Origin of the sequence: Streptomyces sp. Ru71 (assembly GCF_002920535.1) — a bacterium.
Taxonomy (GTDB): domain Bacteria; phylum Actinomycetota; class Actinomycetes; order Streptomycetales; family Streptomycetaceae; genus Streptomyces.
The window spans coordinates 1-11799 of record NZ_PQSS01000042.1; the positions used below are offsets into that span (position 1 = coordinate 1).

Annotated in this window: 8 protein-coding genes, 3 tRNA genes and 2 pseudogenes; 5 read left to right on the top strand and 8 right to left on the bottom strand. The window is 73.3% G+C overall.

The window, feature by feature from the left end; genetic code table 11:
* The 5 genes and pseudogenes from C3489_RS23285 to C3489_RS23305 form a co-directional block, all read left to right on the top strand.
* Positions 1–636: pseudogene (locus C3489_RS23285) on the top strand (DNA polymerase III subunit gamma and tau); the annotation flags it as partial.
* A 115-nt stretch (positions 637–751) separates the two neighbouring features.
* Complete coding sequence (gene purD / locus C3489_RS23290; protein WP_103783990.1) at positions 752–2005, top strand: phosphoribosylamine--glycine ligase; 1254 nt, start codon at positions 752–754, stop codon at positions 2003–2005.
* A gap of 316 nt (positions 2006–2321) precedes the next feature.
* Positions 2322–4146: pseudogene (locus C3489_RS23295) on the top strand (hypothetical protein).
* Positions 4147–4336: 190 nt separating this feature from the next.
* On the top strand, positions 4337–5836 hold the full coding sequence (locus C3489_RS23300; protein ID WP_103783991.1) for a N,N-dimethylformamidase beta subunit family domain-containing protein: 1500 nt from the start codon (positions 4337–4339) through the stop codon (positions 5834–5836).
* 68 nt (positions 5837–5904) lie between these two features.
* Positions 5905–6804, top strand: coding sequence for a phosphoribosylaminoimidazolesuccinocarboxamide synthase (locus C3489_RS23305; protein ID WP_103783992.1), 900 nt, complete (start codon positions 5905–5907; stop codon positions 6802–6804).
* Positions 6805–6934: 130 nt separating this feature from the next.
* Here C3489_RS23305 and C3489_RS23310 read toward each other — a convergent pair.
* The 8 genes from C3489_RS23310 to C3489_RS23345 form a co-directional block, all read right to left on the bottom strand.
* A tRNA-Gly gene (locus C3489_RS23310) sits at positions 6935–7007 on the bottom strand.
* Between the two features lie 23 nt (positions 7008–7030).
* On the bottom strand, positions 7031–7639 hold the full coding sequence (locus C3489_RS23315; RefSeq protein WP_103783993.1) for a response regulator transcription factor: 609 nt from the start codon (positions 7637–7639) through the stop codon (positions 7031–7033).
* Positions 7636–8895, bottom strand: coding sequence for a sensor histidine kinase (locus tag C3489_RS23320; protein ID WP_103784030.1), 1260 nt, complete (start codon positions 8893–8895; stop codon positions 7636–7638). The genes C3489_RS23315 and C3489_RS23320 overlap by 4 nt, the downstream gene beginning before the upstream one ends.
* 32 nt (positions 8896–8927) lie before the next feature.
* Entirely contained in the window at positions 8928–9704 is a 777-nt protein-coding gene (locus C3489_RS23325; protein WP_103783994.1) for an ABC transporter permease, read from the bottom strand.
* A complete protein-coding gene (locus C3489_RS23330; RefSeq protein WP_103783995.1) occupies positions 9701–10651 on the bottom strand; it encodes an ABC transporter ATP-binding protein in 951 nt (316 codons plus the stop codon). The genes C3489_RS23325 and C3489_RS23330 overlap by 4 nt, the downstream gene beginning before the upstream one ends.
* A gap of 135 nt (positions 10652–10786) precedes the next feature.
* Positions 10787–10859: transfer RNA gene (locus C3489_RS23335), tRNA-Gly, on the bottom strand.
* 80 nt (positions 10860–10939) lie between these two features.
* Positions 10940–11011 (bottom strand) — tRNA-Gly (locus C3489_RS23340).
* A gap of 166 nt (positions 11012–11177) precedes the next feature.
* The gene (locus tag C3489_RS23345; protein ID WP_103784031.1) at positions 11178–11495 is read right to left on the bottom strand and encodes an Lsr2 family protein; all 318 of its coding nucleotides are present in this window, start codon (positions 11493–11495) and stop codon (positions 11178–11180) included.
* Between the last annotated feature and the right edge of the window lie 304 nt (positions 11496–11799).

The window sequence follows — 11799 nt, forward strand, 5'->3', positions numbered from 1 at the left end:
CCCGCCCCGGCTTCCGGCGGGCTCGACCCGCGTGCTCTGTGGCCGAACATCCTGGAGGCGGTGAAGAACCGCCGCCGCTTCACCTGGATCCTGCTCAGCCAGAACGCCCAGGTCACCGGCTTCGACGGCACCACCCTCCAGCTCGGCTTCGTCAACGCCGGAGCCCGGGACAACTTCGCCGGCAGCGGCAGCGAGGACGTGCTGCGGCAGGCGCTGGCCGAGCAGTTCAACGTCCACTGGAAGATCGAGGCCGTCGTCGACCCGTCGGGCGGCTCCGCCCCGCCGCACTCCGCGGGCCCGTCCGGCTTCGGCGGCGGTTCCTCCGGTCACGCGGGTGGCGGCTACGGAGGCGGCGGCTACGGCGGTGGCGGCGGCGCCACGGCCGTACAGCGCCCGGCGCCCGCACAGCCCGGCGCGCAGGCCTCCGCACCGTCGTCGCCCGCGCAGGCGTCCGCGCCCGTGCCGGCCCCGGCCCCCGCCCCGCGGCCGGCCGCGCCGGAACCGCCCCCGGTGTCCCTTGAGGACGACATCCCCGAGGACGACGACCCCGACCTGAACGAGTCCGCGCTGTCCGGCTACGAGCTGATCGTCAAGGAGCTGGGAGCGACGGTCGTCGAGGAGTTCACCAACGAGTGACACCCCGAGTGCCCAGCTCAGGCCGGTGCGCTCGGAGAAAAGCACGAAGCTGCGGTCCGGGTCCCCTCGGAAGCCCGCACAAGGCCGGCGCCCCGTCTGCCGTTAGGCTGACCCCGTGAAGGTCCTCGTCATCGGCGGCGGCGCCCGCGAACACGCCCTGTGCCGCTCCCTGTCCCTCGACCCCGCCGTGACCGCGCTGCACTGCGCTCCCGGCAACGCCGGCATCGCCGAGGTCGCCGAGCTGCACCCGGTGGACGCCGTGGACGGCGCGGCCGTCGCCGCGCTGGCCGGCGAGCTGGGTGCCGACCTCGTGGTCGTCGGCCCGGAGGCCCCGCTGGTCGCGGGCGTCGCCGACGCCGTGCGCGCGGCCGGCATCCCGGTCTTCGGCCCGTCCGGGGCGGCCGCGCAGCTGGAGGGCTCGAAGGCGTTCGCCAAGGACGTGATGGCGGGCGCGGGCGTGCCCACGGCACGGTCGTACGTCTGCACCACCCCCGAGGAGGTCGCCGAGGCCCTCGACGCCTTCGGCGCCCCCTACGTCGTCAAGGACGACGGGCTGGCCGCCGGCAAGGGCGTCGTCGTCACCGACGACCTGCAGACCGCCGTCCGGCACGCCGCGGCCTGTGAGCGCGTCGTCATCGAGGAGTACCTGGACGGCCCCGAGGTCTCCCTCTTCGCCATCACCGACGGCGAGACGGTCCTCCCGCTCCAGCCCGCCCAGGACTTCAAGCGCGCGCTGGACGGCGACCAGGGCCCGAACACCGGCGGCATGGGCGCGTACTCGCCGCTGCCGTGGGCCGACCCCAAGCTGGTGGACGAGGTGCTGGAGACGGTCCTGCAGCCGACCGTCGACGAGATGCGCCGCCGCGGCACCCCGTTCTCGGGGCTGCTGTACGCGGGTCTGGCCATCACGAGTCGCGGTGTGCGGGTCATCGAGTTCAACGCCCGGTTCGGCGACCCGGAGACCCAGGTGGTCCTGGCCCGGCTGCGGACGCCGCTGGCCGGGATCCTCATGGCCGCCGCCACCGGCAACCTCGCCGACCTGGAGCCGCTGCGCTGGAGCGACGACGCCGCGGTCACCGTGGTCGTCGCCTCGCACAACTACCCCGGCACCCCGCGCACCGGCGACCCGATCACCGGCCTGGACGAGGTGGCCGCGCAGGACGCCCCGCACGCCTACGTCCTGCACGCCGGCACCCGGCGCGAGGGCGAGCAGGTGGTCAGCGCGGGCGGCCGCGTGCTGTCGGTGACCGCCACCGGTGCCGACCTCACCGAGGCCCGCGAGCGGGCGTACACGGCCGTCGGCCGCATCCGCCTCGACGGCTCCCAGCACCGTACGGACATCGCGGCGAAGGCGGCCGAAGGGCGCTAGCCGTCCCGAGCCACAACCCTCTCACCAGCCGTTTCCAGGCCCCGGACCCCCGACGGGTTCCGGGGCCTGTTCCATACCAAACCCAGGGCCTGATCTTCGCGGTCCGTCACCCACCTCTGACCAAAGCCATTCCATCGAGTGACCGATCGGCTTTCCTGCTGACGTGGCGCGAGCCCCCAACTAGGGTGCGGCGCAAGTGTTCCGGCACTTGGCCCACCGGCATTGCGATGTCAGTGGCGGGTGCCACAGTGGGGGAGTGAGCAAGTCCAGGAAAGCGACGGCGACAGGCAGGCGGTGAGGTCCGGTCGTGACCGGCATGGGAGTGGAGGCGGGGGCGCAGGCCGCACGGGCCCGGGCCCTGGCCGTGCTGCGGATCCGCGGCAGGGCGACGGCCGTGGCCCTGCTTCCGGCGGCCCTCGCGGTGATCCTGCTGGCCGGCGGCTCCACCGGGCACCTGGTGGGGCCGGGCTGGGACGCCGCCCGCTGGGTGGTCTCGGTGGTGGCGCTGCTCGTGCTGCTCGCCGCCGCCGGCATCGGCCTGGTGGTGGCCCGCGCCCGCCCCGCCGTCAGCCCCACGGTCGCGATCGCCGAGGAGGCCGCGCCCGACCTGTACCGGCTGGTGCGTGACCTCGCCGACCGCCTGGACGTCCCCGCACCGACGGCCATAGCGCTCACCCCGGACTGCGACAGCTGGCTGGAGGAGCGCACCCATGCGGCGCACGGCCCGCCCACGCCCACGCCGGGCCCGGCGGACCGCGACGACCTCACCGGCGCGGGCCGGCTGCACCGGCGCGCTCCCGCCACGGTCCTGGTCATAGGCTCGCCGTTCCTGTGGTGGATGCGGGTCGGCGAACTGCGTGCCCTGCTCGCCCCGGTTGTCGCCGGCACCGGACCCGCCGCGCACCCGGACATAGCCGCCGCCCGCCGCTTCGTCCGCGGACTGGACGCGGCGGTGGCCGTCGCCGCCACGCCGGGCCGCTGCCGGCTCGTGCGGTCGGTGTGCGCGGGCGTCGGCTGGGTGGCCCGGCTGCTGCTGCGCAGCTGCCGCGCGCACGCGGCGGAGATGGAGCGCGGCGTGGCCGCGGCGGCAGCCGAGCGGGCCCAGTCCGTCGACTACGGGCTGCGGATCGTCGCCCAGGAGCAGGTCGGCCTGGCGTACGCCGGCTGGGACCGCCTGCTGACCCGGGTCGCGTTGCCCGCGTGGCGGATGGGCCGCTGGCCGGCCCGGCTGGACGCGGGAGTGGTGGCCGCGCTCACCGAGCTGTCCCGGCGCGACCGGCTGGCCGAGGGCTTCGCCTCCCGGCTGGGCGAGCGTCCCGCCTGCGACCTGCTGGAGGAGCCCGGCCTGGTGGACGAGGCCGCCTCGCTGCTCGCCGCCCGCCTCTTCCACGGCGGCCCCGCGGAGGCCGGCCCCGACTGGTCCCCGGTGGACTGGCAGGCGTATCCGGAAGAGGTCGTCGACCGCAAGTGGCGCACCGACGCGGCCCGGCTGCACCGCGTCCTGGACAGCCTGGGCGTACGCCGCGCCCCCGGCACGGCCGTACCCGACCCCGGCAGCCCCACGCTCTCCCGCATCCTCGACCACCTCGCCGCCCCCGCCCCGGGCCGGGCGGCCCCCGCCAGGCCCGAGCGAGAGGCCGACGACCACGTCCTCGGGCCGGACCGGCTCCCCGACCCCGACCTCGCCCCGGGCACCCCGCCCCCCGCCCTCGGCATCGCCCCGGACGCGGACGAGCCGGCCTCCCCGCGCAGCGCAGCGCTCGCCGCCGGGCTGAGTGCCCAGCTGGCCGGTGAGGAGGCCGCCGCCCCCGGCACGGGCGCGGGGTCCGCCGAGCACGCCCCGGCCGCCCTGTGGGACGACGCGGCGCTCCCCCTCTTCCCGCTGCAGCCCCCCGCGCACCCCCCGGGAGATCCTCACCGACCACGTCACGGCGACGGTCTGCTGCGCCGCCGTCGACACCGCCGGCGCCGCCCCCGGCCTGGACTGGCTCGACGGCCCCACCCTGCTGATCAACGGCGAACGCGCCACCGACCTCGCCCCGAGGGTGCTGAGCCTGATAGAGGACGGCGACCCCTCGCCCCTGCGCGAGTGGCTCTCGGCCACCGGCATACGCCCGGAGAAGCCGTTGCGGCTGGTCTGACCCCGTTTTCCCCCCGCGCAGTCGGAGCACCGGATTCCACTTTCGGCCAATTCGCAACGAATAGTGACAGCATGCGTGCGTTATGTGATGTGCTGGGACCGGTCACGCACATGGCAAGCGCGTGCGACATAAGACAGGTGAACGAGCACGACGTCAGGCGTGTACCGGGGCGTGAGGGAGGGGAGCGACCATGGGGTCGGAGCAGATCCGCCGCTGGGAGTCCGGAGCACTTGCGCACGCCGTGACGGACCCCTTCGGCCAGGGCCCCGTTCCCTGGCTGCGCGGCAGCGAGACGTACTTCGACGACACCGGCCACGTCGTCCCCTGGTACGTCGACCCGATCCCGCCGCAGAGCACCCGCAAGGGCGCACGCGTCCCCGCCCCCCGCGCCGAGCGCCACGACCTGCGCTCCGCCGACGACGTGCACCGCCAGATCAAGGGCTTCGTCTCCACCGGCGCGGTCGCCCCCGGCGAGGCGATCGACTTCCACGTCACCGTCGACCCGCCCCAGGAGTTCTTCGTCGACGTCTACCGCATCGGCCACTACGGCGGTGACGGCGCCGCCAAGATCACCACCAGTCCCCGGCTCTCCGGCATCGTCCAGCCGCCCCCGCTCACCGCCGACCGCACCGTCTCCTGCCACCACTGGTGGCTGTCCTGGCGGCTGCCGATCCCCACCCACTGGAGCGTCGGCGCCTACGTCGCGGTCCTCACCACCGGCGACGGCCGCTACCGCTCCCACATCCCCTTCACGGTGCGCGACGACCGCCCCGCCGACCTGCTGCTGCTCCTGCCCGACGTGACCTGGCAGGCGTACAACCTCTACCCCGAGGACGGCCGCACCGGAGCGAGCCTCTACCACGCCTGGGACGAGGAGGGCCGGCTGCTCGGCGAGGCCGACGCCGCGACCACGGTCTCCTTCGACCGCCCCTACGCCGGCGCGGGCCTGCCGCTGCACGTCGGCCACGCCTACGACTTCATCCGCTGGGCCGAGCGCTACGGCTACGACCTCGCCTACGCCGACGCCCGCGATCTGCACGCCGGCCGAATCGACCCGGCCCGCTACCAGGGCCTGGTCTTCCCCGGCCACGACGAGTACTGGTCCGTGCCCATGCGCCGGGCCGTCGAGCAGGCCCGCGACCACGGCACCTCCCTGGTGTTCCTCTCCGCCAACAGCGTCTACTGGCAGGTGGAGCTCGCCCCCTCCCCGTCCGGCGTCCCCGACCGCCTGCTGACCTGCCGCAAACGCAAAGGCCCGGGCAAGCCCGTGCTGTGGCGGGAGATCGACCGCCCCGAGCAGCAGCTCGTCGGCATCCAGTACGCCGGCCGGGTCCCCGAACCCCACCCGCTGATCGTGCGCAACGCCGACCACTGGCTGTGGGAGGCGACCGGCGCGCACGAGGGCGACGCGCTGCCCGGCCTGGTCGCCGGCGAGGCCGACCGCTACTTCCCGCGCGCCCCGCTGCCCGAACACGACGAGCGCGTCCTGCTCGCCCACTCCCCCTACCGGGACGGCGAAGGAACCCGGCGCCACCAGGAGACCTCCCTGTACCGGGCCCCGTCCGGCGCCTGGGTGTTCGCCGCCGGCACCTTCGCCTGGTCCCCCGCCCTGGACCGCCCCGGCCACGTCGACGCGCGCATCCAGCGCGCCACGGCGAACCTCCTCGACCGCATCTGCAAACGCGACTGACCCGCTGTCCGGCTCAGGCCGCCCATACGGGACAATCGAGCCATTGGACAGAACCACGGGGAGGAACCGTGTCCGGATTCGTAGAAAAGCCCGAGCCGATCCAGGTGCCGGGCCTGGTGCACTTGCACACCGGCAAGGTGCGCGAGCTGTACCAGAACGAGGCGGGCGACCTCGTGATGGTCGCAAGCGACCGCATGTCCGCCTACGACTGGGTGCTGCCCACGGAGATCCCCGACAAGGGCCGCATCCTCACCCAGCTCTCCCTGTGGTGGTTCGACCAGCTCGCCGACCTGGTCCCCAACCATGTGCTGAGCACCGAGCTGCCCGCCGGCGCCCCCGCCGACTGGCAGGGCCGCACCCTGGTCTGCAAGTCGCTGAAGATGGTCCCCGTCGAGTGCGTGGCCCGCGGCTACCTCACCGGCTCCGGCCTGGCCGAGTACAACGACTCCCGCACCGTCTGCGGCCTCGCCCTGCCCGAGGGCCTGGTCGACGGCTCCGAACTGCCCGCCCCGATCTTCACCCCGGCCACCAAGGCCGAGGTCGGCGAGCACGACGAGAACGTCTCCTACGAGGAGGTCGCCCGCCAGGTCGGCGCCGACACCGCCGCCCAGCTGCGCCAGGCCACCCTCGCCGTCTACGGACGCGGCCGCGACATCGCCCGCGACCGGGGGATCATCCTCGCCGACACCAAGTTCGAGTTCGGCTTCGACGGCGAAGATCTGGTCATCGCCGACGAGGTGCTCACCCCCGACTCCTCCCGCTTCTGGCCGGCCGACCAGTGGCAGCCGGGCCGCGCCCAGCCCTCGTACGACAAGCAGTTCGTGCGCGACTGGCTGACCTCGCCCGCCTCCGGCTGGGACCGCAAGAGCGAGCAGCCGCCGCCGCAGCTGCCCGAGCAGGTCGTCGAGGCCACCCGCGCCAAGTACATCGAGGCGTACGAGCGCCTGACCGGCGTGCGCTGGAGCTGACCGACCCGCCCCGCCCCCGGTGCGAGCCGGGGGCACCACGGGAAACACGACCGGGGCACAACGGGGGCCATGCGGGCCACGGGGGCAACGAAAAGACCCCGGTCCCAAGAGGACCGGGGTCTCATTCCCGAGCGGACGACGAGGCTCGAACTCGCGACCTCAACCTTGGCAAGGTTGCGCTCTACCAACTGAGCTACGTCCGCACTGCGCCGTGGCGCGAGAGCAACTATACCCAACCTCGCTCCCGTGCGAGACGCACTGCCGCATGCCGGTTCTCCGCCCCCAGCTTCGTCACGGCCGAGGACAGGTAGTTCCGCACCGTCCCCGGCGACAGCGCGGCCCGCTCCGCGATCTCCGAGACGGGTGCCCCGTCGGCGGCCAGTTCGAGCACCTCGGCCTCCCGGGCGGTCAGCGGCGAGTCCCCCGCGGAGATCGCGTCGGCCGCCAACTCCGGGTCCACATAGCGGTTTCCGGCATGCACGGTACGGATGATCTCGGCGAGCCGCTGCGCGCTCACCGTCTTCGGCACGAAGCCGCGCACCCCGGCCGCGAGCGCCCGTTTCAGATGCCCCGGCCGGCCGTGACTGGTGACGATCAGCACCCGGCACCCCGGCAGCTCACTGCGCAACGATGTGGCGACCTTCACACCGTCCGCGCCGGGCATCTGCAGATCCAGCACCGCCACATCGGGCTCGTGCGCCCGCGCCATCGCCAGCGCCTCCGGCCCGCTCGCCGCCTCCGCGACCACGACCAGGTCGTCCTCCAGCGCGAGCAGCGCGGCCAGCGCACCCCGGATCAGATGCTCGTCGTCGGCGAGCAGCACCCGCACGCTCACGCCACGGCCCCCTCGGCCGCCGCCACCGCCGAGGACGCCAGCGGCACCTCGGCCACCAGCCGGAACACCCCGCCCCCGACCGGCCCCGCCGTCAGCGTCCCGCCGACCTCCGCGAGCCGCTCCCGCAGCCCCGCGAGCCCCGACCCGCCCCCACCGACACCGGCCACGGCCCCCGCGCCGTCGTTCTCCACCGCCAGCACCACACGCCCCTCCGCCACCTCGACGGCCACCGAGCACCACCCGGCGTCCCCGTGCCGCAGCACGTTCGTCGTCGCCTCACGCACCACCCAGCCGAGCGCCGACTGCACCCCGGCCGGCAGCCCGCCGACCTCGCCGGCCACCTCGCAGCTGATCCCGGCCGCCGTCAACACACCCTGCGCCCCCGCGAGTTCGACGCCCAGATCGGCCTCCCGGTAACCGCGCACGACCTCCCGCACCTCACGCTGCGACTCCTGCGCGATCCGCTGCACCTCGATCATCTGCTCCACGGCCTCCACCCGGCCCCGCCGCGCCAGCTGCACCGCCAGCTCGCTCTTCAACGCGATCACCGCCAGGTTGCGCCCCATCACATCGTGCAGATCCCGCCCGAACCGCAGCCGCTCCTCGGCGACAGCGAGCCGCGCCTCGATCTCCCGCGCCCGCTCGGCCTCCCACAGCACGGCGAGCGTCCAGGCCCCGCAGCGGGCGGCGAACAGCGAGAACGCCGAGGCGAAGGCGACCAGGCCACCGGCCAGCACGACATCGACGGCACCGCCTCCCGAAGCGGCGAACCCCGCCATACAGACCACTGCCAGGACGGCACCGCGCAGCAGGAAGGCCCCCCGCGGCACCACCATCGCGTACACCAGCCCGAACGCCATGAGGACCGAGCCCAGCGCCATCCGGCAGGTGATCGGGTCGGCCGCGCCCGTCGCCCGCAGGCCCACGACGATGCCCAGGGCGAGCCCGAGCAGCAGCCAGGGCACCGTCAGCAGCCGTCCCCCGACCGTGCGGCGGCCCAGATAGTGATCGAGCGCCGGCCGGGTCAGGACGTTGGCCGCGACGCACTGCAGCGCGCCGACGACCATCAGGGCCCCACCGAGCACGCGGGCCATGCCGCTTCGACCGAGGTCACCCGCCATGGGGAACACCAGCCACGCGAAGTACAGGGCCCACGTGGTCACGTGCCAGGTCACCACGGACTGCAGCTCGACCCGCTCCGCCTTGCTCCGCTCCCGCCAGTGGCGCCGCTGCCACCCCCGTATCCGGCCCAACACCGCTTCCTCCCCTGCCCCTTCGTCCGGCGTGGTCAGCGCCGCGGCTCCCAGCGGAACCACCGCCGTACAGCAAACACCGCGACGACGATCCAGACCAGGGCGGTCACCAGGGCCTCCACGGCGTCCCCCGCCGACAGCGCGCCACTCCAGCCGCCGCGGATCAGTGTCATCACCGCGCTCAGCGGCAGCAGTTCGCACACCGAGGCCACCCGGTCCGGGAACAACTCCAGCGGGACCATCATCCCGGAGCCGGCCATGGACACCAGGATCAGCGGCAACGCGGTGACCTGCGCACTCTCCACGCTCCGCGAGAAGCTCGCGGTGAGCGCGGCCAGCGCCGCGCACAGCACCAGCCCCGCCGCCAGCCCGAGCACCGCCAGCTGCGGCGCCTTCGGCGCGTGCACATGGAGGACCGCCGTACAGCCGGCCACCAGCACCACCGCCTGCACCAGACCCGTCAGCACAGCCGGCAGCGAGGCCCCGGCGAGGATCTCCCCGTCCCGCGGCTCGCCCGTACGCAGCCGCTTGAGCACCAGCTCCTCACGCCGGGCGGCGAGCACGCCGACCAGGGCGCTGTAGACCGCGAACAGCAGCGAGAAGCCGATCGCCGCGGGCAGCACCACCAGACCCATGTCCAGGCCCGAGCCCTTGAGATCCATGTCCTTCACCGTCGAGCGCACGGTGAACGGCATCACCAGCGGCACGAACACCGCCGTGACGATCACGCTCTTGCTGCGCCCGAGCAGCGTCAGCTCGGCCCTGGCCAGAGCCGCCATCCGGCCCGCCGGGGAGGTCACCGTGGCGCTCATGCCGCGAACTCCTCGCTCCGCGCGCCCGCGGACTCCCGGGCGATCCCCAGGAACGCCTCCTCCAGCGAGGCCGACCGCACATCCAGCCGGCGCAGCTCCACCCGCGCCCCCTCGGCCCACACCAGCAGCTCCGTGGCCGTGCGCTGAAGCTCCCGTGTGCGCAGCCGGACCAGGCGGCCGTCCACCTCGTGCCCGCACACCCCGAGCCCGGGCAGCGCCGGCAGATCACCGAGGACGTATCCGTCGGGCAGTTCGAAGGTGATCCGCGACGGCTGCGCGGCCGTCACCTCGGCGGGCGTGCCGGCGGCCGCGATGCGCCCCTCGTGCAGGATCGCCAGCCGGTCGGCGAGATCCTCCGCCTCCTGGAGGTAATGCGTGGTCAGCAGCACGGTCGTGCCCCTGTCGCGCAGCGCCCGCACCAGCGCCCAGGTGTCCCGGCGCCCCTCGGCGTCCAGTCCCGTCGTCGGCTCGTCCAGGAACAGCACCTCGGGATCGCCGAGCAGGGCGAGTGCCAGGTCGAGGCGCCGCCGCTCACCTCCGGAGAGCTGCTTCACCCGCACCCCGGCCTTGCCGGACAGTCCCACCAGCCCCAGCGCCTCGTCCACCGGCCGGGTGCCGCTCACGCAGCCCGCCCACATCCGCGCGGTCTCGGCCACCGTCAGCTCGGACGGGAAGCCGCCCTCCTGCAGCATCACCCCGGTGCGCGGCCGTACGGCGGCGCGCTCGGTGTACGGGTCGTGGCCGAGGACGCGCACCCGGCCGCCGGAGGGCCGGGCGAGGCCCTCCAGCAGTTCCACGGTGGACGTCTTGCCCGCGCCGTTCGTGCCGAGCAGCGCGAAGACCTCGCCACGTTTCACGTGGAACGTGATCCCGCCGACCGCCTCGAACCCGCCCCCGTACACACGCCGGAGGTCGGTGACCTCAATCACGTGTTCGTTCGTGTCCATGACGTCAGCGTCCCGGCACCCGCGGGCGTCCGGCAGTGCGCGCTGTCATCTGCGCACATGACAAATGTCAGAAAGCGGCAGGCGCGGGGACAACGAAAAGACCCCGGTCCCAAGAGGACCGGGGTCTCATTCCCGAGCGGACGACGAGGCTCGAACTCGCGACCTCAACCTTGGCAAGGTTGCGCTCTACCAACTGAGCTACGTCCGCATTGCCGCCGACCGGCTCCCACCGATCGGTGCGTGCACCAGCCTACCTGATCCACAAGAGTGGTCCTGACGGCGATGCAGAGCGGGTGACAGGAATCGCACACTGCGCCTTCCCCCTGGAAGGGGGATGTTCTACTACTGAACTACACCCGCATTGCCGTGATGAGCTGGGCCTTTCGGCTTCGCCCGGCGGCGTGCTCAGACTTTAGCCGAACAACAGGGGTGCAGCGCAAGTCGGCGGCCCGCAGGGGCGGCTGACCGGGCGTCGGGCGCGGTGCGCGGGCGCGGCGGCGGACGTCGGCGGGGCGAAGAGCCCGGCTCAGCGGGCGGCGGCGAACGCCTCGTACACCTTCTTCGGGATCCGGCCGCGGGCCGGGACGTCCATCTTGTTGGCCTGGGCCCAGGCCCGCACGGCCGCCGGGTCGGGGGCGACCTCGGTCTGCTGGTACGCCTTGCCGGACCGCGAGCGCTTGCGGCCGGCCTCCACGTAGGGCGCGAGCGCCTTGCGCAGTTTCTTGGCGTTGGTTTCGTTCAGGTCGATCTCGTACGACTTGCCGTCGAGCCCGAAGACGACCGTTTCCGCCGCTTCCGAGCCGTCCATGTCGTCAAAGAGCGTGACCACGACCTTCTGCGCCACGAATATCGGTCCCTTCTGCGGCACCTTGATACAGCTCATCTGCGATGACGGTGCCGAGTATCGGTTATCGGCATTTCATTTGTACAGTGCGCGCCAATGGAAAGTGAAGCCCGACTAAATCGCTCCGCGTGTCCCGGCGCAATAGGTGCCGCGAGCCGGTCGGGGATCTTTCCCAGAATTTTTGGCGAGCGTACCCGGCCGATACCGCATCGTGATGGCGGTCACGTAGTTTCCTACAACTCTACTCGCGTAGAAATTTTGTGCGGGTAGTCTGAAGGAACCTGCTCAGCACCACACACCGGGA